We start from the raw sequence: 26,302 nt of genomic DNA on the forward strand, positions 1-26,302 counted from the left end.
CGCAAGGACGCCCATGCGGCTCCGCGCCGACACCCGCCGCGACGGCCGCAAGAGCTTTGCCCGGACCGATTACCGCGACCTGATCCAGGCCGCCCGCCGGCAACTTGGTGGCCCCACCGTGCTTGCCTGGGACAATCTCAACACCCATCTCACCGTCGGAATGAGGAAGTTCATCGCCGAGCGGGACTGGCTGACCGCCTACCAGCTGCCGCCGTACTCGCCCGACCTCAACCTGGTCGAAGGCATCTGGTCCATCCTGCGGCGCACCACACTGGCCAACCGCGCCTTCGTGGATCCCGAGGACCTGACCACCGCCGTCCGACCAGGCTTACGCCGACTGCAGTACCGCGGCGACGTACTCGATGGCTGCCTTGCTGGAACAGGACTCGTCCGAGCCAGACCATGACGGCAACCCGCATTCAAAGGGCTGTAATGGAGTGTGCCCGTTACGCCGCGGGGAAGGGGGAGCATCGGGCGACCCGATGGCCCACGGGGGATCATTCTGCGGCGTCGCCGGGGATCTCGCCGAGCCGCACCTGCAGGCCGTCGAGTACGCGCCGGAGCCCGTAGTCGAACGTCTCGTTGCGGGCCTTTTCGGGGTCCTCGGCCCGCGGATCCTCCTCGCCGCCGGACCGCAGGCTCTCGATGAACTCCCGCTCGCTTTTGCCGCTTCGGGCGATCAGCGACAGGTACGCGGCCTCGCTGGTCGCCATTCCGATGACGTACGAGATGACCGTTTTCATGGCGTGCCCGGTCTCGTCCGAGGGGAAACCGGCCGCCCTGTACACGGCGGCCATGCGCTCCGACATCTTCGTCACGTTCGGACCGAGATGGATGAGGCCGACCTGGCCGAGTACGGAGGCGACCCAGGGGTGGCGGAGGATCATCGCCCGCAGGCTGTAGGCGCTGCGGGCGGCAGGGGTCCGCCAGTCCGCGGCGTCCGCGGCAGGGACCTCAAGCTCGCCGTAGACCTCGTCGACGACCAGCTCGATGAGCTCGTCCTTGCTGGCCACGTGGCGGTAGAGCGAGGTGGCGCCCGCGTCCAGCCGGGTGCCGAGCTTGCGCATGCTGAGGGACTCCAGGCCGTCCGTGTCGAGGAGCTGAACGGCTTCCGTGACGATCTGCTCACGGCTGAGCTGCTCGCGTTGGCGACGCGGGCGGGTCCAAACCGAGGCGATCGGCTTCTCGTCGGCGGGCATGGGGCCTCCTGGTGTGTCCGGCGCCATGCGGCCGGCGCCCCCATCAAGGTAGCGCACGGCGTACGCATCTTGCGCACGTCGATCTTCCGTGCGTACAGTGTGCGCATTGAGAGAACGATGTACGCGCCGCACCGAAGGAGACCTCATGTCGGAGAAGAAGTTCGACCCCGGCTTCGACCTCGCGCACTGGCAGACCCGGTTCGATGAGCTGCGCGCCGCCCACCACGTGCCGGGGGCCGCGCTCGCGGTGCTCGTCGACGGGGAGGTCCACGAGCTGGCGAGCGGTGTGCTGCACCGGGGGACCGGGGTGGAGGTGACGACGGACTCGGTGTTCCAGTCCGGTTCGATAGCCAAGGTCTACACCTCGACGCTGATCATGCGCCTCGTCGACTCGGGCGAACTGGACCTGGACGCGCCGGTGAAGGACATCGTCCCCGAGTTCGGGACGGTCGACGAGGAGGCCACGCGGACCATCACCACCCGCCAACTTCTCTCCCACACCAGCGGGTTGACCTGTGACTTCAACTACGACGCCGGGCGCGGCGACGAATGTCTCGCCCGGTACGTCGAGGCCGCCAAGGACGTCGCCCTGGACTGTCGCCCCGGCACCGCCGTCTCCTACAGCGGCATCGGCTACATCGTCCTCGGCCGCATCATCGAGGTCCTGACGGGCCAGACCTGGGACGAGGCCCTGAAGGACCGCCTCTTCACCCCGCTCGGCCTCGAACGTTCCATGACGCTGCCCGAGGAAGCGCTCTCGTACCGCGTCGCGATGAGCCACCTCGGGGAGCCGGGCCAGTACCCGGACCCGGCACCCGCCTGGGACTTGATGCCGCGCTCGGCAGGCCCGGCCGGCAGGGTCCTGGTCTCGGCGGGTGACGTGGTGCGCCTGGCCAAGATGCACCTCGACGGCGGCGTGGCGCCCGACGGGACGCGGCTGCTCGGCGTCGAGACCGTCGAACTGATGCAGCGCCGCGTGACCGAGGTGCCCGACAAGTGGACGGTCAGTGCGGACGGTTGGGGACTCGGCTGGACCCTCTACGACTGGGACGGCATCGCGGGGTACGGCCACGACGGCGCCGCGATCGGCCAGTACGGCTACCTCCGCGTGGTCCCGCAGGCGGGTGTGGCCGTCGCACTGCTCACCAACGGCGGTGGCGCGCGCGAACTCTACGCGGCGCTCTTCCGTGAGCTGCTCGGCGACCTGGCGGGCGTACGGATGCCGGACGCCTTCGAACCGCCCGCGCAGGCACCGGTGGTGGACTTCTCGCGCTACGTAGGGACGTACAAGCGCGCCGGTGTCGTCATCACCGTCTCCGAGCGCGATGGCGCGCCCCACCTGGTCTACGAGTTCGTGGACGGTATGAAGGACTTCTCTCCGCCGCTGGACGTGGAGCTGTACGCCGTGACGGAGTCCGTCTTCGCGGGGACGGGCGCGGGCCCGTCGTTCAGCGAGGGCTACATGCCGGTGGTGTTCTCGACGCTGGGCGACGGCACGGAGTGCTGCTACATCGGGATGCGGGCGGCGCCGAAGGTGGCGTGATGCCGGGGGTGCCTGTCTCTTTCGTCAAGTGGTGGGGGCTCGTTCGGTGGTAGTCGGTCAAGCTGCTTGGGGGACGTGGTGAGGTTCGAAGAACGTCCCGTCGCGGAGTGCGGCGAAGAGGACGTCGATGCGGTGCACGCCGCTGCCACCACCAGCGGCGGTGGCACACGTTCGAGGGGCGGCCTCCGCGAGACCACCCCTCACCCGCCGGCCCGCCACGCTCCAGCCACCCAGCGAACCCGGCAGCTCAGACAGCGAAATCCTGCTGGAGTACTAGCTCCTCCCGTCCGGTTCTTCGGACGGCGCCCCCTCGGACGGCGGCCGGATCAGCGTCCCGATACCGGCGCAGAGCAGGTCCAGGCTGCGGGTGAACTTCTCGTCCGGCCCGTGCGCGGTCGCGGCGGCCGCCGTCCGGGGGAAGCTCCGGTGGAGGGCGGCGACGTCCTCGGCGGTGACCGGCATCGCGGGTGGATCGCTCTGTTCCTGGAGCACGTAGCCGGTGACGTGGCTGAGCACGGTGTCGGCGGCGGTGCCGCAGTGCTCCGGGGGCACGCCGGCCTCGGCGAGGGTGGCGAGCAGCCGTTCCATCAGCGAGAGCGCGCCGGGGCTGAGGATCTTCGGGCTGCCGGCGAGCATGATCGCCCCTCCGGGGTGCTGCCGGATGCTCTGCCGCAGGGCGACGGCCTGCGCCGTGATCCGCGCCGGCCAGCCTGCCTGCGCGGGCAGTCCGGCCAGGGCGGCGGTGCCGGCCTCGTACGCCTGCCGGACCACCCGGTCGGCCATCAGCTGGAGCAGTGCGGCCTTGCTGGGCACGTGGTAGTAGAGGCTGCCGGCGTGCACGTTGAGGCGGTCCGCGACTTGGCGCACGGAGAAGCCGTGGTAGCCGGTCTGGGCGAACACCGCCATCCCCGCGTCGATGATCAGGTCTGCGGTCAGCTTCACGGTCGCAGTCTAGCCAGCCGCGCCCAGCTTTCAAACACTGTTTGAAAAAGCTCCGGGTCACGCTAATGTCGCGATCAGCGAAATCGAACACGGCTTGGAGGGGGGTGGTGACGATGGACATCCTGCTGTTCAACGTGACCACGGCGGCACTGATGGTGCTGATGTTCAACAGCGGTCTGGCCCTGGTCGGCCAGAGCACACTGGGCCGGCGGCGGATCCCCTGGGCGGCCGTCGGCCTGACCGGGCTCGCGCTCGCCGGGGTGGCCCTCCAGCTCTGCTGGTCGGGGGCGATGGGCGCGCTCGACGCGGACCCGTCGAAGTCCGGCTGGTGGCGCGTGGTCACCTCGGTCTTCCTGCAGAACGGCGGCTTCGGCGGGGCGGCCTGGAACATCGTCACCCTCGCCGCCGTCGCGGCCTTCGCCGACTGGTTCTGGGGTGCGCCGCTGACGCTCGGCCTGTTCGCCGCGGGCATCCTGCTGCCGGAGCAGATCGACAAACTGTGGGGCCAGACCTCCCACAGCACCGACCCCCGCAACTTCGCCGGCAGCTCCGGCGCCACCTACTTCCTGGGCGCGACGCTGGCCGCGGCCCTGCTGCTGCGCGGCGCCGACGAGAACTCCGGCAAGGCCGCCGGCCAGGGCGCCGAGCAGGGCTCCCACGGCGAAGGCGCGAGCCACGGCAAGGCCGTCCGCAAGAACCGGCTGCTCGCGCTCGGCGTGCCGGTGCTCGGGCTGGCGATGTGGTTCGCGCAGGAGAACGGGCACGGGCTGGTCTCCTGCTACGGCTTCGCCCTCGGCGCACTCGCCTGGGCGGCATTCCGCACCGTCCTGCACCCGGACCGCGACCTCCGGCAGCCGCCGCGCACGACGGTCGCCTCGCTGACCGGGCTCATCGGCCGACGGTCCCGCAGCGCCGGCTAGCCGGCAGGCCCCCGCCCCACCCGCGCCCTATCCACCGTGACCATGAGGGAGACAGCATGTCGGAAAACCTGCGCCGGGAAGTGTCGAAGATCGTCGACCAGGAGGTGGCCAAGATCCTGGAACGGACCGACCGCGACGTGGCCCGCACGGTCAACCGCGCGCTGGCCGTGAGCGACGGCGCCCCGGCGTTCGACACCGCCCGCTGGCAGACCCGGCTCGGCGAGCTCCTCGCCGCCCACCACATCCCCGGCGCCGCCCTCGCCGTGCTCGCCGACGGCGAGATCCACGAGGTGGCCGCCGGCATCCTGCACACCGGCACCGGCGTCACGGTGACCCCGGACTCCGTGTTCCAGATCGGCTCCGTCAGCAAGGGCTACACCGCCGCCATGGTGGTCCTGCTCGCCGACGCCGGGAAGTTGGACCTCGACGCGCCGGTCGCGGCCGTCCTGCCGGACTTCGCGATCGCCGACGCCGGAGCCACCGGGACGATCACGCCGCGCCAACTGCTCAACCACACCAGCGGCATCGAGGGCGACTACGTCAACGACACCGGCCGGGGCGACGACTGCCTGGCCCGCTACATCGAGGGCGCGCGGACCGTCGGCCTGACCAACCCGCCCGGCGCCACCATGTCGTACTCCAGCACCGCCTACAACGTCCTGGGCCGGATCGTCGAGGTGGTCACCGGCCAGACCTGGGACGAGGCGCTCAAGGAACTGCTCCTCGCCCCGCTCGGGCTGGAGCACACCATGACCCTGCCCGAGGAGGTGCTGCGCTTCCGCGCCGCCATGGGGCACATGGGCGAGCCGGGCGAGACCCCCGTCCCCACCCCGCTCTGGAACATGATGCCGCGCTCGGCCGGCCCGTACGGCGGGATCAGCGCGACCGCCGCCGACGTGGCCCGGTTCGCGCGGGCCTTCGTGGACGGTGGCGTCGCGCCGGACGGCACCCGGGTGCTCCCGGCCGCCGTGGTCGACGCGATGCTGACCCGCGAGGTCGAGATGCCCGACCAGTGGTTCCTCGGCGCCCACTGGGGCCTGGGCTGGGGCCTGTTCGAGTGGGACGGCGCGCGCGGCTTCGGCCACGACGGCAGCACCTTCGGCCAACTCGCCTACCTGCGTGCCATCCCTGAGAAGGGCCTCGCCATCGTCCTGCTGACCAACGGCGGCGGCGCCGCGCCCAAGGTTTTCGAGGCGCTCTGCCGCGAGCTGTGCGCCGAACTCGCCGGGGTCACCATGCCCGGGTTCGCGCCGGCCGCCGAACCCCTGGCCGTGGGCACGGAGCCGTTTCTCGGCAGCTACAAGCGTGAGGGCTTCCTCATGACCATCGCCGACGGCGACGGCGGCCCGGGAACCCTGCGGCTGAGCTACGAGGGCGCGGACGGCCTGGCGGGCACCTTCGACCCGCTGGTCTGGCACCTGACCCCGGTCTCGCACACGCCGGCGAAGACGGTGTTCGCCGGCCGCCGCAACGAGAAGGACGCCTGGATACCTGTGGTGTTCTACGCCCTCGCCGACGGCAGCCGGTACGTCCACTTCGGTGTCCGGGCGACGGCCAAATCCGCCTAGGGCCTGTCCGGCGGATCATGCCTGGGCCGCGGCACGCTCGCGTATGTGGGCGACTGTCACCCGAGCTGTACCGAGGTGAACTTGCAAGCCCGCGGGAATAGATCTCAGGATCTCGCGGCTGTCGATCAAGTCGGGGGTGATCACAGCTACCCGGCTCCGTTTGTGCAGGTTTGGGGGAGTGTCACCAATATGTCCGTTACGCAGACTGCCGCCGAGCGCGTGCGCGTCTCCGCGGAACCCGACTGGTACGAGTCGGCCGGTATATCGCTCGGCGTCCGGGTCGGGAACCTGGTCTTCACATCGGGGCAGGCGCCGATTGATGCCCAGGGAGCCACGGTCGGCGCCGGGGACTTCGAGACACAAGCCCGTCAGGCGCTCGCGAATCTGTCGACGGTCCTCACAAACGCGGGTTCCAGTCTCGCCGACGTAGTCAAGGCGACCGTGTTCGTCACGGACATCGCGGAGCAGGACCTCTTCGCGAAGTTGCGCGCGGAACACTTCCCGGACAAGCCTCACCTCGCGGAGTCGTTCGTAGAGGTCTCCTCACTCGCCAATCCTGAGTGGATGATCGAGATTGAGGCCATCGGACTCGTCCGGTGATGCTGGGTACTCACAGGCTCTTCGGCGGGTTTAGGAGCCCAGCCACAGCCGAATGGCTGTGACGGTCACGGTGCTGTGAAAGATGTAGGCCCTCTTGTCGAACCTCGTGGCCACCGCCCGGAAGTGCTTCAACGCGTCGATCGTCCGCTCAACTTCGTTCCTGCGCTTGTGGATCGTCTTGTCGAAGCCGGCGGGCCGGCCGCCCCTGCTGCCCCGCCGTTGGCGGTTGCCCCGCTGATTCTTCGGTTCGGGGATGGTGTGCTTGATCTGGCGTCGTCGCAGGTAACGACGGATGCAGCGGGACGAGTACGCCTTATCGCCGCCGAGGTGGTCGGGTCGGATGCGCGGATGCCCGCCGCCCAGGCGACTGACGCGGATGCGTTCCATGACCGGGATGAGCTGCGAGGCGTCGCCCCACTGGCCCGGAGTGATCAGCAGGGCCAGAGAGCGGCGTCCGCCCTCACCGGCGAGATGAATCTTGCAGGTGCTGTCGCGTGCGGGTCGGGACGGCGCCTCGCGGGCCGGGGCCGCGCCGGCCGCCGCCGTCACCCGCGGTCCGTGGTGCCCGCGCGGAAGATCAGCGCGACGGCGATGAGCCCGGCGGCGAGGAGCACCCCGCCCGCGGGCGGCAGTCCGCCCAGGGTGCCCAGTACGGCGACGCCGAGTGCCGCGCCGGCCTGCCGGATCCCGTTGAGGGCGCCCTGTGCGGTGGCGGCCAGCTCCGGCGGAGCGGCGACGGCCATCGCGGCGGCCGCACCGGGGATGGACAGGGTGCCCGCGGCGGCCAGCGCCAGCTCGGCCACCAGGAGCAGGGGCAGCGCCGGCCGGCCGCCGGCGAACAGCAGCAGCGCCCCGGCCAGCGCGGTGGCCGTCATCCCGGCCAGCAGCACCGGGCGGGCGCCGTGCCGGGCCACCAGCCGCCCGGTGAAGAACGGCATCACGCACACCGGGAAGGTGAGCGGCAGCGAGGCCAGCCCGGCGGCGAACGGCGCCAGTGCGTAGGTGCGCTGCAGCCACAGGGCGAGCAGGTACATCCCGCCGAAGTAGGCGAAGCAGGACACCGCGGCGGCCAGCAGGGCGGCCCGGACCCGGGGGAGGGCGAGCAGCGCCGGCGGCAGTACGGGCGCCGCGGCCCGGCGCTCCACGGCGGCCAGCGCCCCGAGGGCGAGCACCGCGGCCGCGACCGGCGCCCAGGCGGACGGCGCGGACCAGCCCTCGATGCCCGCCTCGACCAGGCCGAAGGTGAGGGCGCCGAGCGCGCCGGTGGACAGCAGCAGCCCGGCCCGGTCCAGGGCGCGCGGCGCGTCGCCGGCGGCGCGCGCGGGCGGCGCCGGGAGCCGGCGGGCGAGCAGCAGCGCGGCCAGCGCGATCGGCGGGTTCACCAGGAACACCAGCCGCCAGCCGCCGAGTTCGACCAGAGCGCCGCCCAGCACCGGGCCGGCCGCCGCGCCCAGCCCGCTCAGCGCGGCCCAGGCGCCGATCGCCCGGGTGCGCCGCGCGGGGTCGGGGTAGAGGGCGATGAGCAGCGCCAGGGAGGCGGGCACCAGGCCGGCGCCGGCCGCCCCCAGCAGCGCCCGCCCGGCGATCAGCGGGCCGGCGCCGGGCGCCGCGGCGCAGAGCACGGACAGCACCGCGAAGCCGGCCAGCGACCAGGTGTACATCCGGCGGGCGCCCCACCGGTCGGCGAACACGCCGGCGGCGAGCAGCAGTCCGGCGAAGACGACGGTGTAGGCGTCGACCGCCCAGGGCAGCGCGGCGGCGCCCGGGTGCAGGGAACGCCGCAGGTCGGGCAGGGCGACGTTGAGGATGGTGGTGTCGAGGAGGACGAGCAGGTTGCCGGCGGCGATCCCGGCGAACGCGAGCCGGGACCGGGCGGGTGCCGGCGAGGTGGCGCCGGCGGCCGGCGCGACGGTGTCGGTGGTCATGGCGGCACGGTCGCCCGGAAGCGGCCCCGTCGGCGACGCCGCACTTCCGATATCCCCATCGGAAACTCCGATGCCCGGTGGCATCCTTGGCGCGTGGACTCCCGCTACCTTCGCGCCTTCGTCGCCGTCGCCGACCACGGCGGAATCTCCGCCGCCGCCCACGAGTTGGGCTATGCCCAGTCCAGCGTGAGCGCCCAGCTCAAGCGGCTGGAGGCGGAGCTGGACACGGCGGTCCTGGTGCGCGCCGGCACCGGCGCCACCCTCACCGACGCCGGCCGCCGGCTGCTGCCGCACGCCCGCGAGGCCCTGGAGCTGGAGGAGCGGATGCGGCGGGCCGCCCGTGGCGACCGCCCCCGGCTGCGGATCGGCGCCCAGGAGTCGCTGGCGCACGGCTGGATGCCGGAGGTGTTGGCGGCCCTGGAGTACGGCGCCGCCGGGCCCGGCACCAGCAGCGAGGTCGAGCTGACGGTCGGCAACCGTGCCCTCGTGCAACGGGCCTTCGGCGCGGGCGAGTTGGATGTGGCGTTCCAGTACGACAACGGGTCGCGGGCGCTCGGCCCGCACACCGTCGTCGGCCGGGACCGCACGGTCCTGGTGGCGGGCCCTGGCCACCCGCTGGCCAGAGAGGAACGGGTGACGCCGGAGCGGCTCCTGGACTGCGTGTTCCTGGTCGCCGAACGGGGCTGCACCTCCCAGATGCTGGTGGACCAGCTGGGCCGCGACCTGCTCGCCGGTGCGCACACGGCGCAGGTCACCGGCTCGCTGTCCGCGCTGCTCCGGCTGACCGCGCACGGACACGGCGTCACGCTGCTGCCGTGGCTGGCGGTCGCCCGGGAGCTGGAGCAGGGTGACCTCGTCACCCTCCGGCTCGCCGAACCGATCCGTCCGGTCAGCATCGTCGCCCAGTGGCGCCCCCGTCTCGGCCTCGCCGAACGGTCCCTGCACGCCCTCCTCGAACTGGCCCGGCGCGCCGACCCGCTGGCCGGGGAGGAGAGCCGGACCGAGGTGTCCTGACCGGGCGCCGGGACCTCCACGGTGCTCCCGGCCGCCCACGGCCCCTTGGGCCCCGTACGGTCGGGGCCGCGCCCCCATGCGGTGCGCGGCCCGTCGGCGGTACGTCAGCGGGGTCAGGCGCTGTTGCCACCGCCGCGCCGCTTGTCGGAGTCGGCCTCGGCCTGCTTGGCCTGGACCTCGGGGTCGAGCGGGGTGCCCTGGCTGCCGTCGACGGCGCTCAGGTGGCCGCGGTCGCCGACCTCGGTGGGCGCCGGCGGCTCGACCAGCCAGTCCGGGTTGGCCTGCTTGTCCCACCACTTCCAGGCGGCGACCGCGCCGGCCACCAGGACGCCCAGCAGCGCCAGCCGCTTGGCGGCCTTGCCGCACGCCGCCCGGCGGCACTGCTTCTTGTGCAGTTTCTCGATCTCCTCGGCCGTCACCTGCCCGCGCAGCGCCGCCAGCGCCGCGGCGCCCCGGGCCAGCGCCTCCTCGCGCACCGGCTCGGCCGCCGCCCGGGCGCTGACCACCGCGTGCTCCAGCCGCGGGGCGGTGTAGTCGGCGGCCTGCCGGGCGGCCTTGCGGGTGCGGTGGGCGGCTCGGGTCGCCACCGCGTCCACCTTGGGCGGCAGCGCGCCGCGGGCGTGCTCGATCCGCGGGTGAAGACGGGCGTCGTACTGGGCGCGGGCCTGGTGGGCGGCCTCGGCGACCTTGGGGGCCAGCCGGGCACGCGCCTCGTGGGAGTAGTGGACAGCGGTGTCCTTGGCCGTACCGGCGTAGGGAGCCACCACCTCCGCTGCGTGCCGCACGCCGTCCTTGGCGGAATGGGTCGCGGCGCGCACGCTGTCCTTGCGGGTCACGGGGATCCTCCTCCTCGGTGGGGTCCGGGTCTGGGGGCTGCTCCCCCGCCTCTGCTGTGTCGCCTGTCCACCCGATTGACGAGCATGCCCGCTCCCTGTCCGCACGGCATGTGCGAGCGGGCATCCGGGTCATTGGGGACTTTCCGGAGTCCTGTGACGACCATGCCACGCGAGGCCGCGTCCCGCGCGGGAAACCAGTACGAACCGCAAGAAGAGGTGGCGGCCCACGCCCGGTGGCCGCTTCATGCGAGGATCGGGGACCGTCAGTGAAGACTTATGGAAGGTAGATCGTGGCTGAGCAGCTCTACGCCACCCTGAAGACCAACCAGGGCGACATCGAACTCCGGCTTCTGCCGAACCACGCCCCCAAGACGGTCAAGAACTTCGTCGAGCTCGCCAAGGGCGAGCGGGAGTGGACCGACCCGAAGACCGGGCAGCCGACGCAGGCCCCCCTCTACAACGGCACCATCTTCCACCGCGTGATCAGCGGTTTCATGCTGCAGGGCGGTGACCCGCTGGGCAACGGCACCGGCGGCCCCGGCTACCAGTTCGGCGACGAGTTCCACCCGGACCTGGCGTTCAACAAGCCGTACCTGCTGGCCATGGCCAACGCCGGCCCGGGCACCAACGGCTCGCAGTTCTTCATCACCGTCGCCCCGACGGCCTGGCTGACCGGCAAGCACACCATCTTCGGTGAGGTCACCAACGAGGCCAGCAAGAAGGTTGTGGACGCCATCGCGGAGACCCAGACCAACCCGCGCACCGACCGTCCGGTCCAGGACGTCGTCATCGAGTCCGTGGTGATCGAGACCCGCTGACCCGGGCCGCGTTCCCCGGCCCGCTCCGGGGAACATCGCGCCCCGTCCGGTCGTAGAGGATAGAGACGGGGCGCGAAGCTCGTTGAGGGGTGGTGGTCGGGTGACGGGTGGGCGGGGCGCGAAGCTCGTGGCGGGTCTACGGGCGGGCGGGGCGCGAAGCTTCGTCGTGGGGTGGTGGCCGGTGAGTACGAGGACTTTTTAGGGGACCGATGGACCAGCCAGGCAGCCCGCAGGAGCCGCAGCAGGCGCACGGCCATGACGGCCTGCCCACCTGCCCAAGCCACCCGGACCGCCCGACCGGCGTTCGCTGCACCCGCTGCGACCGGCCGATCTGCCCGGAGTGCATGATCAGCGCCTCGGTCGGCTTCCAGTGCCCGGACTGCGTCCGCACGGGCGGCGGCAGCGTCCCGGCCCCGCAGGCGAGTGCGCCGCGCACGATAGCGGGCGGCACCCTCGCCACCGACCCCCGGCTGATCACCAAGATCCTGCTGGGCCTCAACATCGCCGTCTTCATCGCCGTCTACGCGACCAGCAGCGAGCTGGTCAACCGGCTCGACATGATCGGCCTGGCCGTCGATCCCGCCCGCTACGAGCTTGTCGGGGTCGCCCACGGCGAGTGGTACCGCCTGCTGACCGCGGTCTTCGTGCACCAGGAGATCGCGCACATCGGCTTCAACCTGCTCTCGCTGTGGTGGCTGGGCCCGCCCGTGGAGGCGGCGCTCGGCCGGCTCCGCTTCACCGCGCTCTATCTGCTCTCCGGCCTGGGCGGCAGCGCCCTGACCTACCTCCTCGCCGCGCAGAACCAGCCCTCGCTCGGCGCGTCCGGCGCGATCTTCGGGCTGATGGGCGCCACGGCGGTGCTGATGCGCCGGCTGCGCTACGACATGAAGCCGGTGCTGATCCTGCTCGGCCTCAACCTGGCCTTCACGTTCCTGTGGCCGAATATCGCCTGGCAGGCGCACGTCGGCGGGCTGATCGTGGGCGCCGCGGTGGCGTTCGGGATGGTGCACGCGCCGCGCGACCGCCGGACGCTGGTGCACGCCGGGACGTGTGCGCTGGTCCTGTTGGCGATCGTCGCGACGGTGTGGGTACGGACCCTTCAGCTGACCGGCTGAGGCGCTCGGCGCGCCCGTTGTCCACAGTCCGTGAAGGATCTTGTGCATGCTGTGCGGACGTCCGCCCCGGCGTTTCGTGGAACGGCGTTTCCGCAGGAAGAGACCGGGGCGGAGGGCCTGTGCCGGGAGGTGCCGCCAGTCACACCGGCGTCAACCTCCCGAGGGTTATCCACAGATCTTCTGAAGTTTTCCCCGGCTGTGGATAACTGTGTGGATGGCCTTGGGCAGGGCTTGCGCCGACCCCGGGAGCGTGCCCCGCGCTACTTCCACTGTGTGGAGACGCCGAACCCCACCGCGATGAAGCCGAAGCCGCACACGATGTTCCAGTTGCCCATCGCCTTGATCGGCAGATCGCCCTCGGACACATAGAACAGCACGATCCACGCCAGTCCGATCACGAACATCGCCAGCATCAGCGGCGCGACCCAGCCACGACCCGAGGTCATCTTCAGGTTGGTGGTCTTCGCCGGCGGCGGCGTGAAGTCGTCCTTCTTACGGATCCGTGACTTCGGCACGAGGAACTCTCCTGTCGATGTGCTGCTCCCCCGCTCTCCACGGCGAGCGGGCGGTTTCCCCCGCCGCGCGGGGCGATACGGGACGGGAGCCAGGGTACGGACACGAGGGGAACGGTTTTCCTTCCCGGGCGTCCGTTAGCGTAGTGCTTCCGCGGCGTCGTAAGGAGTAAGGGTACGTTGAGCACTTCCGCCGGCTCCCCCGGGCGCCCCTCCCGCCTCCGGCTGCGGCCCGTCCGGCTGCTCACCCTCCTCGTCTTCGCCCTCGCCGGCCTGATGTTCTGGCTGAGCTTCGACACCGCCCGCGGCACCAACCTCCGCTCCGACGACTCGATGCTGCGCCTGTCCGACCTCATCCAGGAACGCAGCCACAAGAACGGCGTCCAGGACGAGCGGATGGCCGGCCTGCGCGCGGAGGTCGACGCCCTGGCCCGCCGCGACACCAGCCCCTCCGGAGCGGAGCAGGCCAGGCTCAGGGCACTGGAGCAGAACGCCGGCACCAAGCCGCTGTCCGGCCCCGGTCTGACGGTCACGCTCACCGACGCCCCGCCGAACGCCACCGCCAAGATCCCCGGCATCCCCGAACCCCAGCCCAACGACCTCGTCATCCACCAGCAGGACCTCCAGGCCGTGGTGAACGCCCTGTGGAACGGCGGCGCCAAGGGCATCAAGGTCATGGACCAGCGGCTGATCTCCACCAGCGCGGTCCGCTGCGTCGGCAACACCCTGATCCTCCAGGGCCAGGTCTATTCCCCGCCGTACAAGATCACCGCGGTCGGTGACCGCGACGCGCTCAACCGCGCGCTCACCGCCTCCCCCGCCCTCCAGAACTACCTCCAGTACGTCAACGCCTACGGCCTCGGCTGGAAAGTCGACCAGCACGAGGCGGTGACTCTTCCCGGCTACTCCGGCACAGTGGATCTCCACTACGCACAGCCTGTGAAGCCGTAGCCCGCACCCGCGGGCCGGCGGGGAGGGGCGGCCCGATGACGGTGCGGTGGATCGTGCGGACGGCCAGCGAGATCTGCCTCACGGCCGGCACCCTGATCGTCCTCTTCGTGGCCTACCTTCTCTACTGGACCGGCGTCCGGGCGGACAGCGCAATGGACGGCGAGATCGACCGGCTCCAGCACCAGTGGGCCGCCGGCCCGGCCGCCGCGGTCGGCACCGAGGCCCACGGCACCCCCGCCCCGGCACCCATCGCCCCGCCCCACCGCTACGAGCCGGGCCGCTCCTTCGCCGTGATGTACATCCCCCGCCTCGGACCGGACTGGGCCAAGCCCGTCCTGGAGGGCACCGGCACCGACGTCCTCCAGCGCGGCCTGGGCCATTACGACCGCACCGCCCGGCTCGGCGCGACCGGCAACTTCGCGGTGGCCGGCCACCGCCGCACCTACGGCAACCCCTTCAAGGACTTCCCCCGCCTGCGCCCCGGGGACGCCGTGGTCCTCACCGACGGCACGACGTGGTTCACCTACCGCATCGACAACCGGCCCTTCACCACGCTCCCCACCGACATCGGCGTGATCGACCCCGTACCCCGGGAGTCCGGCTTCACCGGCCCCGGCCGCTATCTCACCCTGACCACCTGCGAACCGGAGTGGGGCCACAGCCACCGGCTGATCGCCTGGGCCCACCTCGATTCCACCCAACCCGTCACACAAGGAAGGCCCCCGGCTTTGCCCGGCTGACCCACCTGCCCACAGCCTCTCCCCTTACTCTGGTGTCGCAATCGACATCGTCAACGGCATCGGCAAGGGGACAGCGACAGCATGTACGGCTGGATCTGGCGGCATCTGCCGGGCAACACGTGGGTGAAGGCGCTGATTTCCGTGGTGCTCGTCCTGGCGGTGGTCTTCGTGCTCTTCCAGTGGGTCTTTCCGTGGGCGGAGCCCCTGCTCCCCTTCAATGACGTCACTGTCGACCAAGGGATGGCAGCCACCCGATGACCGCACGGATTCTCGTCGTCGACAACTACGACAGCTTCGTCTTCAACCTCGTCCAGTACCTCTACCAGCTCGGTGCCAGCTGCGAGGTGCTGCGCAACGACGAGGTCGCCCCCCGCCACGCGCAGGACGATTTCGACGGCGTGCTGCTCTCCCCGGGCCCCGGTACGCCCGAGCAGGCCGGTGTCTGCGTCGACATGGTCCGGCACTGCGCCGCCACCGGCGTCCCGGTCTTCGGCGTCTGCCTGGGCCTGCAGTCGATGGCGGTCGCCTACGGCGGGGTGGTGGACCGGGCCCCCGAGCTGCTGCACGGCAAGACCTCGCCCGTCCTCCACGAAGGCGCCGGCGTCTTCGCCGGACTGCCCTCGCCGTTCACCGCCACCCGCTACCACTCCCTGGCCGTCGAGCCGGACACCGTCCCCGACGAACTGGCCGTCACCGCCTGGACAGAGGCTGACGACGCCCCCGGCGGCCGGATCATCATGGGCCTGCGGCACCGCGAACTCCCCGTCGAGGGCGTGCAGTTCCACCCCGAGTCGGTCCTGACGGAATGGGGACACCGGATGCTGGCCAACTGGCTGGTGGAGTGCGGCGACAAGGAGGCGGTGGAGCGTTCGGCGGGGCTTGCCCCGGTGGTCGGCAAGGCCGGCGCGTGACCGCGCTGCGCCCCGAGCGCGACGGACGGCCCCACGAGCCGTACGAGGACCAGCCGTACGCCCCGCGTGAGCCGTACGCGCCGGGCACCCCGTACGGGCAGTCCGACGCGTGGGAGACGGCGGTGGAGCGGCTCGACGACCCGCTGAACGACCCCCTGCCCGGCCGCGCCCCCGGGCACCACCCGGGCTCCCCTCCGCAGGAAACGCCGACCGCCCGCACCGGCGGGGGAGTCGCGGCCGAGGGCTCGCCGTGGTTCCGGCCCCGCCAGGCCCCCTCGGCGTCCCCCCGCCCCGCGCCGTACAACACCCCGCCGCGGAGCCCGGCACGGCACCGCAAGCCCGGCCCCGGCGACGCGGTGCCCCCGCCCCGGCCCGCCCGCCCCCACGCCCCCGAATCCGACGCCTACAGCCAGGTGAACGGCGGCCTCAGCCACGGCAGTTACGCCCCGCCCGCCGCACGCATACCCGGCCCGCACGGCGTCTCGGAGGCTCTCACCGCGCCCCTCCCCACGATCCAGCCCCTGCTTCCGCCGCGGTCCGTTCGGCCCGCCCGGCCCGTGCCGGCCGAGACTCCGTCGCGGCCGGACAACGAGACCATGGCGCTGCGCCAGGCCGAACAGCACGGCGGGGACACCGTTTCACGTGAAACCAGCGGCACCGTTTCACGTGAAACCGACGCCGCCACCGCCGTTTCACGTGAAACCACGACGCTTCCGGCGACGGGCGGCCGGGCGGCCCGCCGCAAGGCCGCCCAGGCCGCCGCCAAACGCGGTGGCCGCCATGGCCGCCACGGCTCCCGCGCCGCCTCGCCCCCGGCCTCCGCCGGGTCGGCCGAGACGCCCAAGGCCCCCATGACCCGCGTCGAGGCCCGCCGGGCCCAGCGCGCCGCCAAGGACAGCCCCGGCCTGATCGCCAGCCGTGCGCTGGGCGAAGTGTTCATCACCCTCGGCGTGTTGATGCTGCTCTTCGTCACCTACCAGCTGTGGTGGACCAACGTCATGGCCGACGAGGAGGCCGGCGGCGCCACCAAGAACCTCCAGCAGCAGTGGGACCAGGGCGGCGGCGAGAAGAAGAATCTCGCGGAGGGCGAGCGCTTCGGCATCATGTACATCCCCAAGCTAGATGTGAAGGCCCCGATCGCCGAAGGCATCGACAAGCACTCCGTCCTCGACCACGGCATGATCGGCCACTACGGCGCCGCCAGCGGCATCAAGACCGCGCTGCCCTGGGACAGGACCGGCAACTTCGCCGTCGCCGCGCACCGCAACACCCACGGCGAGCCGTTCCGCTACATCAACCGCCTCACCAAGGGCGACAAGATCGTCGTCGAGACGCAGAGCGCGTACTACACCTACGAGATGGAGAGCGCCCTCCCGCAGACCTCTCCCGGCAACACCAGCGTGATCGGCCCGGTCCCGCCCGGCTCGGGATTCACCGGCCCGGGACGCTACCTCACCCTGACCACCTGCACCCCCGAGTTCACCAGTACCTATCGGCTGATCGTCTGGGGCAAGATGGTCGACGAGCGGCCGCGGAGCAAGGGCAAACCGGAAGCGCTCGCCGGCTGAGCGGACGACTGAAGGGGAGCTACGCGGTGACTGCCAGCGGAATCGACGAGGAACTCGACCGGCCCGCGATGTCACCGGAGCCGCGCCGGGGGTGGCGCACCTTCGCCTCCGTCGTCAGCGTCATCGGTGAACTCCTCATCACCGCCGGCCTGATCATGGGCCTGTTCGTCGTCTACTCGCTGTGGTGGACCAACGTCCTCGCCGACCGCGAGTCGCACAAGCAGGGCGACCAGATCCGCAAGCACTGGGCGGCGACACCACCGGGACCCAAGGGGCCGGGGGAGCTGGACACCAAGGACGGCATCGGCTTCCTGCACGTCCCGGCGATGAACAACGGCGAGGTGCTCGTCAAGAAGGGCACCGACAGCGACATCCTCAACGAGGGCGTGGCCGGCTACTACACCAAGCCCGTCAAGTCCGGCCTGCCGCAGGACCCGCAGGGCAACTTCACCCTCGCCGCCCACCGCGACGGCCACGGCGCGAAGTTCCACAACATCGACAAGCTCAAGACCGGCGACCCGATCGTCTTCGAGACCAAGGACACCTGGTACGTCTACAAGGTCTACGCGACGCTGCCGCAGACCTCGAAGTACAACGTCAAGGTCCTCGACAAGATCCCGGCCGAATCCGGCAAGCACAAGGCCGGCCGCTACATCACCCTCACCACCTGCACCCCGGTCTTCACCTCGGAGTACCGCTACGTCGTCTGGGGCGAACTGGTCCGCACCCAGAAGGTCGACGCGGACCGCACGCCGCCCGCGGAACTCCGCTGACGCCCGCACACACGACGGAGCCCCGGCCGCCCTCCAAGGGCCGCCGGGGCTCCGTCGTACGGGGCCGCGCCCGCGCTAGTGCTTCTTCCCCCAGCCGAACGGCCCGCCGAAGATGCCGCCGCTGTTGTCGCCGTTGTCGCCACCCACGGTGGTGAGGTTCACGGTGGTCGACGCGGGGTCGCCCTGGGTGCCCGCCTGCGGGTCCTGGTTCATGACCATGGCGTTGTCGTCCTGCGAACTGCCGCCCGCGAACTGGATTTTGGTGAAGCCGGCCTGCTGCAGGATCTGCTTGGCCTCCTTCACCTTCTTGCCCATCACCATCGGCACCTGCGCCTGCGCGGCCTTGCCGACCGTCAGCGTGATCGTCGAGCCCTGGGCCACCTGCTGGTTACCATCCGGGCTCTCCCCGACGACCTTGCCGTTCTGCGCCGGGTCGGTCACGTTCTGGTCGGGCCCGCGCTGGACCTTGAAGCCCTGGTCCTGCAACTGCTTCTGCGCCGCTGCGAAGTCCTGGCCCTTGACGTCCGGAACGGTCGCCTTCGGCGCGGCCTTGGCCACCGTCAGCGTGATCTGGGCGTCCTTGCTTGCCTGGGACTCTGCCTTGGGGTCCTGCCCCATGACGACGCCCGGCGTCCGGTCGGACTCCTTTTCCTCCTTGGTGACGTTCGTGAAGCCCTTGTTGTTGAGCTCCTTCTGCGCGGCCTCGAACTGCATGCCCTGCACGTCCGGCACGGCCACCGTCACCGCACCCGAGCACATCGTCACCTTGACCGTGCCGCCCTTGTCGAGCTTCCCGCCGTCCGCCGGGTCCTGCTCGGTGATCTGCCCCTTCTTGGCGTTGTCACACTGCTTGCTGCCGTTCCTGACGACCTTGAAGGAGCTGTTCTCGCCGTAGGACTTCGCCTCCTCCAGCGTCTTGCCGACGAGGTTGGGCACCGTGACGGAGTTGCTCTTGTTGCCGTCGCTGAACATCGCCTTGCCGATGAAGATCGCACCGACCAGGACCAGGATCGCCGCCAGCACCAGCAGGATCGTCGAGAGGTTGCTCTTCTTCTGGCCGCCGCCCCGCCGCCGCTCGCCGCGGTCCTCGTAGCCGAAGGACCCGTCGTCGGGGTTCATCGGCGGCAGCATCGCCGTCTTCGGGCCGCCCGGGTCCTGCTGCGCCCGCAGCATCGTCGTCGGCTGGTCCTGCTCGCCGTAGCCGACCGCGCCCAGCGCGGCGGTCGCCGCGACCGGCTGGCCGTCCAGCGCCGCCTCGATGTCGGCCCGCATCTCGTCCGCCGACTGATAGCGGTAGTCCGGGTCCTTGACCAGCGCCTTGAGAACGATCGCGTCCATCTCCGGGGAGATCTCCGGATCGAAGGTGCTCGGCGGCTGCGGCTCCTCCCGCACATGCTGGTAGGCCACCGCGACCGGGGAGTCCCCGACGAACGGCGGCCGCACCGTCAGCAGCTCATACAGCAGGCAGCCCGTCGAATACAGGTCGGAACGGGCATCGACCTGCTCGCCCTTGGCCTGCTCGGGGGAGAGATACTGCGCGGTGCCGATGACCGCCGCGGTCTGCGTCATCGTCATGCCGGCGTCGCCCATGGCCCGGGCGATGCCGAAGTCCATCACCTTGACCTGGCCGGTACGGGTCAGCATCACGTTGGCCGGCTTGATGTCGCGGTGCACGATCCCGGCGCGGTGCGAGTACTCCAGGGCCTGGAGCACCCCGATCGTCATCTCCAGCGACCGCTCCGGCAGCAGCTTCCGCCCGGAGTGCAGCAGCTCACGGAGCGTGGACCCGTCCACGTACTCCATGACGATGTACGGGATCGACACCCCGTCGACGTAGTCCTCGCCGGTGTCGTAGACCGCGACGATCGACGGGTGGTTCAGCGAGGCGGCCGACTGGGCCTCACGGCGGAACCGGGCCTGGAAGGACGGATCGCGGGCGAGGTCCGCCCGCAGCGTCTTCACCGCCACGGTGCGGCCCAGGCGGGTGTCATGCGCGAGGTAGACCTCCGCCATGCCACCACGGCCGAGCACCGAGCCCAGCTCGTACCGGCCGCCGAGGCGACGCGGCTCTTCCATAAGCTTCTCCAGCCCTCTCCGTCAGTCCCGACCGCACCCGTGTGTGGTCCGGCGGTGTGCTGTCCGGGCATACCGTACCCGGCACGCCGTACCGCACCGGACCGGAGCCGCAACCTGATATGTGACCGGTATCGCCATGACCCGCGTCACTTCTGGCCTTCGATGACCGCCTGCATCACGTTCTTCGCGATCGGAGCGGCGAGCTTGCCGCCGGCGATGTCGTCGCGCAGGGTGTCCGACCCCTCGATCACGACGGCCACCGCGACCGGGGTGCCCTTGCCGGTCTTCGCGTACGAGATGAACCAGGCGTACGGATTGTCCTTGTTGTTCTCGCCGTGCTGCGCGGTACCGGTCTTGCCACCCACGGTGACCCCGTCGATCTGCGCGCTGGTGCCCGTGCCCTCCTTGACCACGGTCTCCATCATGCTCTGGAGCTTCTGGGCGTTCTGCGGGCTCAGCGGCCGGCTCATCTCCTGCGGGGTGTGCTGCTGCACCACGTTGAGGTTCGGCGCCACCAGCTGCTCGACCATGTACGGCTTCATCAGCTTGCCGCCGTTGGCGACCGCCGACGCGACCATCGCCATCTGCAGCGGCGTGGCACGGTTCGACGCCTGCCCAATGCCCGCCATCGCGTTCTGCGGCCGGTTGTCCTTGGGGAAGACGCTCTCCGCGGCCCGCACCGGAGTGTCGATCCGCCCGTTGTTGAAGCCGAACTTCTCCGCCTCGGCCTTCATCTTCGCGTTGCCGAGATCCGCGCTGACCTTGCCGAAGACGGTGTTGCAGGAGAGCCGCAGGGCCTCCCGCAGCGACACGTTCTCGCAGGCGATGCTGCCCTCGTTGTTCAGCGGCTGGTGCGCGGTGTCCGGCAGGATGTACGGCACCGGCGAGTTGGTCTTGGCGTCCGGGTCGGTGTACAGGCCGTTCTCCAGCGCCGCGGCGGCCGTCACCACCTTGAACGTGGAGCCGGGCGGGTAGGTCTGCCGCAGTGCCCGGTTCAGCATCGGGTCGTCCGGGTCGTTCTTCTTCTGCAGCGCGTTGTACGCCTGGGCGTCCTTGTCCGTCATCCCCGCGAACGTCGACGGGTCGTACGACGGCGTGCTGGCCAGCGCCAGGATCGCCCCGGTCTCCGGGTTGAGCGCCACCACCGCGCCCTTCTTGTCCCCGAGCCCGTCGAACGCCGCCTTCTGCGCCTTGGGGTCCAGGGTGGTCACCACGTTCCCGCCCTTCTGCTTGCCGCCGGTGAACATGTCCACCGTGCGGCTGAAGAAGAGCCGGTCGTCGCTGCCGGTCAGGATCGCGTCGTTCAGCTTCTCCAGCTGGTTGGAGTCGAACGCCTGCGACGCGTAGCCCGTCACCGGCGCCCACATCTTGCCGTTCTTGTACGTGCGCTTGTACTTGAAGTCACCGGTGTCGGTGGTCACCGAGCCGGTGACGGCCTTGCCGGCGACGATGATGTTGCCGCGCGGCGTGCTGTAGCGCTCGATCGCCACCCGGCGGTTGTGCGGATCGTTCTTGAGCTGGTCGCTCTCGACGAACTGCACCCAGTTCACGCGGACGAGCAGGGCGAGGACGAGCAGGCCGCAGAAGACCGCGACCCGTCGCAGTGGCTTGTTCACGGTCGGACCACCTGGGTCATCTCGGCGTCGGTGGACGGGGCGGGAGCAGGGGCGGGACGGCGCGCGGTGTCACTGATCCGGAGCAGGATGCCCACCAGCGCCCAGTTGGCGATCACGGACGAACCACCCTGCGCCAGGAACGGCATCGTCATACCGGTCAGCGGGATGAGGCCCGTCACGCCGCCGGCGACGACGAAGACCTGCAGCGCGAAGGCGCCGGAGAGACCGACCGCCAGCAGCTTGCCGAACGGGTCGCGGGCGGCCAGCGCCGTACGGATACCGCGCTCGATCAGCAGGCCGTACAGCAGCAGGATCGCCATCAGGCCGGCCAGGCCGATCTCCTCGCCGACGGTGGCGAGGATGTAGTCGCTCTTCGGGGCGATACCGCCGATCAGCCGCGAGTAGCCCTGCCCCAGGCCGGAGCCCATGATGCCGCCGGAGCCGAAGGAGTACATCGACTGCGCGGTCTCCGTCACACCGCCGTTCTGCAGCTCCAGCGGGTTGAGCCAGTTGTGGACGCGCACCTGGACGTGGGACTCGAAGGTGGCCACCGCGACCGCGCCGCCGGCGCTCAGCAGCAGACCGAAGACGATCCAGCTGGTGCGCTCGGTGGCGACGTACAGCATGATCACGAAGAGGCCGAAGAAGAGCAGCGAGGTGCCCAGGTCGGTCTCGAAGACCAGGATCATCAGGCTCAGCGCCCAGATCACCAGGATCGGGCCGAGGTCCCGGCCACGCGGGAGGTACAGCCCCATGAAGCGGCGGCTGGCCAGCGCCAGCGCGTCCCGCTTCACCATCAGATAGCCCGCGAAGAAGATCGCGATGATGATCTTCGCGAACTCACCGGGCTGCAGCGAACCGACACCGGGGATCGTGATCCAGATGCGCGCGCCGAAACGGGCCGGGAAGAAGATCGGGGCGATCAGCAGGACCAGCGCCACCACCATCGAGATGTAGGTGTAGCGCTGCAGCACACGGTGGTCCTTGAGGAAGACCAGCACACCCAGGAAGAGCGCGACACCCAGCGTCGACCACATCAGCTGGCCCGGCGCCATGGCACCGCCCAACTGCGGGGTGCTGATCTTCGGCTCCTGGTCGAGCCGCCAGATGAACACCAGCCCCAGACCGTTCAGCAGCGTCGCGATGGGCAGCATCAACGGGTCCGCGTACGGCGCCCACTTGCGCACCACGAGGTGCGTGACCCCCGCCAGCAACGCCAGCCCCAGCGCGTAGCCCAGCGCCCCCGCGGGCACCGAACCGTCCTTCGCCAGACCGACGTTGACATAGGCGAACACCGGGACCAGCACCGCGAAGACCAGCAGGGCCAGCTCGGTGTTACGGCGGCTCGGCGCGGCGAACGTACCCACGGTCGTCGTGGTCGTCGTACTGCTCATGAAACCTCCGGCCCCCTACGCCCTCACTGCTGGGTGCTGCAATTCTTCTCCAGCTTCTGCTGCTCCTCGGACGGAGTCTGGCTGGGGGTGGGCGTGGGGGTGGGGCCGGCCGCCGTGGACAGCGCGCCGGCCACGCCGCTGCCGTCGGCCGTGCCGGGCTTGGCACCGGCGGTGGGCGTACCGGGCTTGCCGGCCTGGCCGCCCTTGCCCTTGGCGGCCGCGGCCGCCCGCTCGGCGGCCTCCCGCTGCTCCTTGGCCTGGCAGGCGTGCGCCTGCTTGCCGAGCTCGGTGACCTTCTCGCCGGCCTGGTTGCGGTTGTCGACCGCGATGGTCTCCTTGACCTGGTTGCGCTGGTACACCGGCAGGTACTTGAGTTCGATCTCGGGGTGGTCCTCGTCGACCGAGTTCAGCTTGATCCAGGCCAGGTCCTGGCTGATGCCGCGGTACAGCGCGACATGGTCGTCCTTGGCGCCGACGAAGTACTGCGTCTGCGTCCACTGGTAGCCCGCGTACAGCCCGCCGCCGATCACCCCCAGCGCCAGCACCGTGATCAGCGACGCCTTCAGCCACCTGCCGCGCCGCCGCGGCTTGAGGAAGTCCTCGTCGGTGAACGCCCCGAACGAGCCCTGCGGCATCCCGCCGACCTCCGGGCCCCCGCTCCCGGGCGGCCCGAAGGCGCCCCCCGGAGCGGGCCGGGCGTCCCGGCGGCCCAGCTCGGCGGCGCGCGCGGCCGGCGTCTGGAGCGTGCTGGGGTCGTTCAGCTGGTGCTGGTTCTCGGCGACCGCGCCGACCACGACCGGGGTGTCGACGAACTGCCCGGCCGCCGCCTCGTTGCCGTCCACGTCCAGGACGTCGGCGACGATGCAGGTGATGTTGTCCGGGCCGCCACCGCGCAGCGCGAGCTGGATCAGCTCCTGCACCGTCTCGTGCGGCCCCTGGTAGCCGGCCAGGGTGTCTTCCAGCGTCTGGTGGCTGACCACCCCGGACAGCCCGTCCGAGCAGATCAGATACCGGTCCCCGGCCCGCACCTCGCGGATCGACAGGTCCGGCTCGACGTGGTCGCCGCTGCCCAGCGCCCGCATCAGCAGCGACCGCTGCGGATGGGTGGTGGCCTCCTCCTCGGTGATCCGGCCCTCGTCGACCAGCCGCTGCACCCAGGTGTGGTCCTGCGTGATCTGGGTCAGCACCCCGTCCCGCAGCAGATACGCCCGGGAGTCGCCGACGTGCACCAGGCCGAGCCGCTGGCCCGTCCACAGCAGCGCGGTCAGGGTCGTCCCCATGCCCTCCAGCTGGGGGTCCTCCTCGACCATCACCCGCAGCTGGTCGTTGGCGCGCTGCACGGCGGTGCCCAGCGAGGTGAGGATGTCCGAGCCGGGGACGTCGTCGTCGAGCTGGACGAGCGTGGAGATCACCTCGGAGGAGGCGACCTCGCCGGCGGCCTGGCCGCCCATGCCGTCCGCGATGGCGAGCAGCCGCGGCCCGGCGTAGCCGGAGTCCTCGTTGCCCTCGCGGATCATGCCCTTGTGCGATCCGGCGGCGAAGCGCAGCGACAGACTCATGCGCACCTCACCCGTCGGCTCGGGGTACAGCCGGTCTCGTCGAGCCACACTGCCCACCCTCCGGTCGGGAGCACGCCCGGGTCCGTCGAGTGGACCGTTACGGCTCGCTCGCTCCGCTCGCTCATGTCGTACTACTTCCGCAGCTCGATGACGGTCTTGCCGATGCGGATCGGGGCTCCCAGGGGAATCGGAGTCGCGGTCGTCAGTCGGGTCCGGTCAAGGTACGTGCCGTTCGTGGAACCGAGGTCCTCGACGATCCACTGGCCGTCACGGTCCGGGTAGATCCTGGCATGCCGGCTGGACGCGTAGTCGTCGTCCAGCACGATGGTGGAGTCGTGCGCCCGCCCCAGCGTGATCGTCTGGCCCTGCAGGGCGACGGTCGTGCCGGCCAGGGTGCCTTCGGAGACCACCAGCTTGGTGGGGGACCCGCGCCGCTGCCGGCCCCCGCCGCGGCCGCCGGACTCCTGGCGGCGCTGCTGCTGGGGGGCGGCGGCCTGCCGCTGGGTGCGCGGCTCCGGGCCGCCGCGCCGGGCGGCACCGCGCTGTGTGACGCGCGTGCCGAACAGATCGCTGCGGATGACCTGGACGGCCACGATGACGAACAGCCACAGTACGGCGAGGAAACCCAACCGCATGACCGTGAGGGTCAGCTCTGACATTGCCCCCGCTTCACCCTTCGGCTTGCCGGTAAACGATGGTGGTACTGCCCACGACGATCCGCGAGCCGTCGCGGAGACTAGCGCGGGTGGTGTGCTGCCCGTCCACCACGATCCCGTTGGTGGAACCGAGATCCTGGACGGTGGGAGGCGTGCCGACCCGGATCTCGCAGTGCCGCCGGGAGACTCCCGGGTCGTCGATCCGCACATCGGCGTCGGTGCTGCGGCCCAGCACGAGGGTCGGGCGCGAGATCTGGTGGCGGGTGCCGTTGATCTCGATCCAGCGCCGGGTCTGCGCGTAGGGCTGCGGCCCGGCACCGGGCGCTCCCGTACGGGGCGCGGGCGCCGCGCCGGGCGGCGGGGACGACGGCATGGGCGGGGCCACATGGCCGCCCGCCAGGGGCGGGCCCCCGGTGGAGCGGGCCGCCGCGGCCTGGCCTCCGGGCCGGTCCTGGGACGTGCTGGAGGCGAGGGTGCGGCTGCGGACGCGGTACAGACCGGTGTCGAGATCCTCGGCCTTCTCAAGATGGACCTTGATCGGGCCCATGAAGGTGTACCGCTGCTGCTTGGCGTAGTCGCGGACCATGCCCGACAGCTCGTCGCCGAGCTGGCCGCTGTACGGGCTCAGCCGGTCGTAGTCCGGGGTGCTCAGCTCGACGATGAAGTCATTGGGGACGACCGTGCGGTCGCGGTTCCAGATGCTGGCGTTGTTGTCGCACTCGCGCTGCAGGGCGCCGGCGATCTCGACGGGCTGCACTTCGGACTTGAACACCTTGGCGAAGGTGCCGTTGACGAGACCTTCGAGACGCTGCTCGAAGCGCTTCAGTACTCCCACGGGGCACCTCCTTCCTCAGTCTTCCTCAGGGTCGTCCTGATACTGCTTACTGATCGTATCCACGCGCCGGGAAATCGGCTGGTTCCCCTTTCCTGCCTGGAGGACGAGTGTCGCCCACCACAGGGTTGCCCGGGTGGCCGCCGTCCTTCCCGCCACTCTCCTCACGCCGCTTGCTGTGCACTGCGATCGTAGATGTGCCCCGTTAACAGTGTCCCGCAACCGCCGACCCGG

Annotated in this window: 24 protein-coding genes and 2 pseudogenes; 14 read left to right on the forward strand and 12 right to left on the reverse strand. The window is 70.9% G+C overall.

Going from position 1 to position 26,302, the window contains the following annotated elements; genetic code table 11:
* Positions 1 to 28 precede the first annotated feature (28 nt).
* Positions 29 to 406, forward strand: a pseudogene (locus ACRAS8_RS18070) (transposase); the annotation flags it as partial.
* Positions 407 to 497: 91 nt separating this feature from the next.
* On the opposite strand, the gene ACRAS8_RS18075 reads toward ACRAS8_RS18070, so the two are convergent.
* The gene (locus ACRAS8_RS18075) at positions 498 to 1,199 is read right to left on the reverse strand and encodes a TetR/AcrR family transcriptional regulator (protein ID WP_438487068.1); all 702 of its coding nucleotides are present in this window, start codon (positions 1,197 to 1,199) and stop codon (positions 498 to 500) included.
* Between the two features lie 145 nt (positions 1,200 to 1,344).
* Between ACRAS8_RS18075 and ACRAS8_RS18080 the strand changes: the two genes are divergently transcribed.
* Positions 1,345 to 2,742, forward strand: coding sequence for a serine hydrolase domain-containing protein (locus ACRAS8_RS18080; RefSeq protein WP_438487069.1), 1,398 nt, complete (start codon positions 1,345 to 1,347; stop codon positions 2,740 to 2,742).
* 273 nt (positions 2,743 to 3,015) lie between these two features.
* Here ACRAS8_RS18080 and ACRAS8_RS18085 read toward each other — a convergent pair whose 3' ends face one another.
* A complete protein-coding gene (locus ACRAS8_RS18085) occupies positions 3,016 to 3,684 on the reverse strand; it encodes a TetR/AcrR family transcriptional regulator (protein WP_438487070.1) in 669 nt (222 codons plus the stop codon).
* A 113-nt stretch (positions 3,685 to 3,797) separates the two neighbouring features.
* Between ACRAS8_RS18085 and ACRAS8_RS18090 the strand changes: the two genes are divergently transcribed.
* The 3 genes from ACRAS8_RS18090 (at position 3,798) to ACRAS8_RS18100 (ending at position 6,772) form a co-directional block, all read left to right on the forward strand.
* A complete protein-coding gene (locus ACRAS8_RS18090) occupies positions 3,798 to 4,604 on the forward strand; it encodes a hypothetical protein (RefSeq protein WP_438490520.1) in 807 nt (268 codons plus the stop codon).
* A 56-nt stretch (positions 4,605 to 4,660) separates the two neighbouring features.
* Entirely contained in the window at positions 4,661 to 6,172 is a 1,512-nt protein-coding gene (locus ACRAS8_RS18095; RefSeq protein ID WP_438487071.1) for a serine hydrolase domain-containing protein, read from the forward strand.
* A gap of 189 nt (positions 6,173 to 6,361) precedes the next feature.
* Positions 6,362 to 6,772, forward strand: a complete 411-nt coding sequence (locus ACRAS8_RS18100) for a RidA family protein (RefSeq protein ID WP_438487072.1) — start codon at positions 6,362 to 6,364, stop codon at positions 6,770 to 6,772.
* A gap of 30 nt (positions 6,773 to 6,802) precedes the next feature.
* Here ACRAS8_RS18100 and ACRAS8_RS18105 read toward each other — a convergent pair.
* Both ACRAS8_RS18105 and ACRAS8_RS18110 read right to left on the reverse strand, forming a co-directional pair.
* Positions 6,803 to 7,399, reverse strand: a pseudogene (locus ACRAS8_RS18105) (IS5 family transposase); the annotation flags it as partial.
* Positions 7,318 to 8,697 carry an MFS transporter gene (locus ACRAS8_RS18110; protein ID WP_438487073.1) on the reverse strand — a complete coding sequence of 460 codons (1,380 nt, stop codon included), beginning with the start codon at positions 8,695 to 8,697 and terminating at the stop codon, positions 7,318 to 7,320. The pseudogene ACRAS8_RS18105 and the gene ACRAS8_RS18110, both read right to left, overlap by 82 nt.
* Before the next feature lie 93 nt (positions 8,698 to 8,790).
* On the opposite strand from ACRAS8_RS18110, the gene ACRAS8_RS18115 reads away from it, so the two are divergent.
* A complete protein-coding gene (locus ACRAS8_RS18115; RefSeq protein WP_438487074.1) occupies positions 8,791 to 9,711 on the forward strand; it encodes a LysR family transcriptional regulator in 921 nt (306 codons plus the stop codon).
* Positions 9,712 to 9,824: 113 nt separating this feature from the next.
* Here the strand turns inward: ACRAS8_RS18115 and ACRAS8_RS18120 are convergent, their stop codons facing one another.
* A complete protein-coding gene (locus ACRAS8_RS18120) occupies positions 9,825 to 10,547 on the reverse strand; it encodes a DUF5324 family protein (protein ID WP_438487075.1) in 723 nt (240 codons plus the stop codon).
* Between the two features lie 290 nt (positions 10,548 to 10,837).
* Between ACRAS8_RS18120 and ACRAS8_RS18125 the strand changes: the two genes are divergently transcribed.
* Both ACRAS8_RS18125 and ACRAS8_RS18130 read left to right on the forward strand, forming a co-directional pair.
* Positions 10,838 to 11,365 (forward strand): peptidylprolyl isomerase, encoded by a 528-nt coding sequence (locus ACRAS8_RS18125; RefSeq protein ID WP_438487076.1) that lies wholly within the window; start codon positions 10,838 to 10,840, stop codon positions 11,363 to 11,365.
* Positions 11,366 to 11,574: 209 nt separating this feature from the next.
* The gene (locus tag ACRAS8_RS18130; protein ID WP_438487077.1) at positions 11,575 to 12,480 is read left to right on the forward strand and encodes a rhomboid family intramembrane serine protease; all 906 of its coding nucleotides are present in this window, start codon (positions 11,575 to 11,577) and stop codon (positions 12,478 to 12,480) included.
* Positions 12,481 to 12,740: 260 nt separating this feature from the next.
* Here the strand turns inward: ACRAS8_RS18130 and crgA are convergent, their stop codons facing one another.
* Positions 12,741 to 12,995: a cell division protein CrgA gene (crgA, locus tag ACRAS8_RS18135; RefSeq protein ID WP_438487078.1), complete on the reverse strand. Its 255-nt coding sequence runs from the start codon at positions 12,993 to 12,995 to the stop codon at positions 12,741 to 12,743.
* Between the two features lie 177 nt (positions 12,996 to 13,172).
* Here crgA and ACRAS8_RS18140 point away from each other — a divergent pair, with 177 nt between their 5' ends.
* The 6 genes from ACRAS8_RS18140 to ACRAS8_RS18165 all read left to right on the forward strand — a co-directional run bounded on the left by ACRAS8_RS18140 (position 13,173) and on the right by ACRAS8_RS18165 (position 17,935).
* Positions 13,173 to 13,943 carry a DUF881 domain-containing protein gene (locus ACRAS8_RS18140; protein WP_438487079.1) on the forward strand — a complete coding sequence of 257 codons (771 nt, stop codon included), beginning with the start codon at positions 13,173 to 13,175 and terminating at the stop codon, positions 13,941 to 13,943.
* A gap of 35 nt (positions 13,944 to 13,978) precedes the next feature.
* Positions 13,979 to 14,683 (forward strand): class E sortase, encoded by a 705-nt coding sequence (locus ACRAS8_RS18145; protein WP_438487080.1) that lies wholly within the window; start codon positions 13,979 to 13,981, stop codon positions 14,681 to 14,683.
* Positions 14,684 to 14,764: 81 nt separating this feature from the next.
* Entirely contained in the window at positions 14,765 to 14,941 is a 177-nt protein-coding gene (locus tag ACRAS8_RS18150) for a hypothetical protein (protein WP_039634769.1), read from the forward strand.
* Positions 14,938 to 15,594 carry an aminodeoxychorismate/anthranilate synthase component II gene (locus ACRAS8_RS18155; RefSeq protein WP_438487081.1) on the forward strand — a complete coding sequence of 219 codons (657 nt, stop codon included), beginning with the start codon at positions 14,938 to 14,940 and terminating at the stop codon, positions 15,592 to 15,594. Before ACRAS8_RS18150 ends, ACRAS8_RS18155 begins: the two co-directional genes overlap by 4 nt.
* Positions 15,591 to 17,162 carry a class E sortase gene (locus tag ACRAS8_RS18160; RefSeq protein WP_438487082.1) on the forward strand — a complete coding sequence of 524 codons (1,572 nt, stop codon included), beginning with the start codon at positions 15,591 to 15,593 and terminating at the stop codon, positions 17,160 to 17,162. Before ACRAS8_RS18155 ends, ACRAS8_RS18160 begins: the two co-directional genes overlap by 4 nt.
* Positions 17,163 to 17,188: 26 nt before the next feature.
* A complete protein-coding gene (locus ACRAS8_RS18165) occupies positions 17,189 to 17,935 on the forward strand; it encodes a class E sortase (protein WP_438487083.1) in 747 nt (248 codons plus the stop codon).
* Positions 17,936 to 18,010: 75 nt separating this feature from the next.
* Here ACRAS8_RS18165 and pknB read toward each other — a convergent pair whose 3' ends face one another.
* The 6 genes from pknB to ACRAS8_RS18195 form a co-directional block, all read right to left on the reverse strand.
* Entirely contained in the window at positions 18,011 to 20,011 is a 2,001-nt protein-coding gene (pknB, locus tag ACRAS8_RS18170) for a Stk1 family PASTA domain-containing Ser/Thr kinase (protein WP_438487084.1), read from the reverse strand.
* Between the two features lie 146 nt (positions 20,012 to 20,157).
* Positions 20,158 to 21,627, reverse strand: a complete 1,470-nt coding sequence (locus tag ACRAS8_RS18175; RefSeq protein WP_438487085.1) for a peptidoglycan D,D-transpeptidase FtsI family protein — start codon at positions 21,625 to 21,627, stop codon at positions 20,158 to 20,160.
* The gene (locus ACRAS8_RS18180; RefSeq protein ID WP_438487086.1) at positions 21,624 to 23,021 is read right to left on the reverse strand and encodes an FtsW/RodA/SpoVE family cell cycle protein; all 1,398 of its coding nucleotides are present in this window, start codon (positions 23,019 to 23,021) and stop codon (positions 21,624 to 21,626) included. The genes ACRAS8_RS18175 and ACRAS8_RS18180 overlap by 4 nt, the downstream gene beginning before the upstream one ends.
* 23 nt (positions 23,022 to 23,044) lie before the next feature.
* Positions 23,045 to 24,580: a PP2C family protein-serine/threonine phosphatase gene (locus tag ACRAS8_RS18185; protein WP_438490521.1), complete on the reverse strand. Its 1,536-nt coding sequence runs from the start codon at positions 24,578 to 24,580 to the stop codon at positions 23,045 to 23,047.
* A 131-nt stretch (positions 24,581 to 24,711) separates the two neighbouring features.
* Complete coding sequence (locus ACRAS8_RS18190) at positions 24,712 to 25,239, reverse strand: FHA domain-containing protein FhaB/FipA (protein WP_438487087.1); 528 nt, start codon at positions 25,237 to 25,239, stop codon at positions 24,712 to 24,714.
* A 10-nt stretch (positions 25,240 to 25,249) separates the two neighbouring features.
* Positions 25,250 to 26,071: an FhaA domain-containing protein gene (locus ACRAS8_RS18195; protein ID WP_438487088.1), complete on the reverse strand. Its 822-nt coding sequence runs from the start codon at positions 26,069 to 26,071 to the stop codon at positions 25,250 to 25,252.
* Between the last annotated feature and the right edge of the window lie 231 nt (positions 26,072 to 26,302).

Source organism: Streptomyces sp. S186, from assembly GCF_051603415.1.
Taxonomy (GTDB): Bacteria; Actinomycetota; Actinomycetes; order Streptomycetales; family Streptomycetaceae; genus Streptomyces.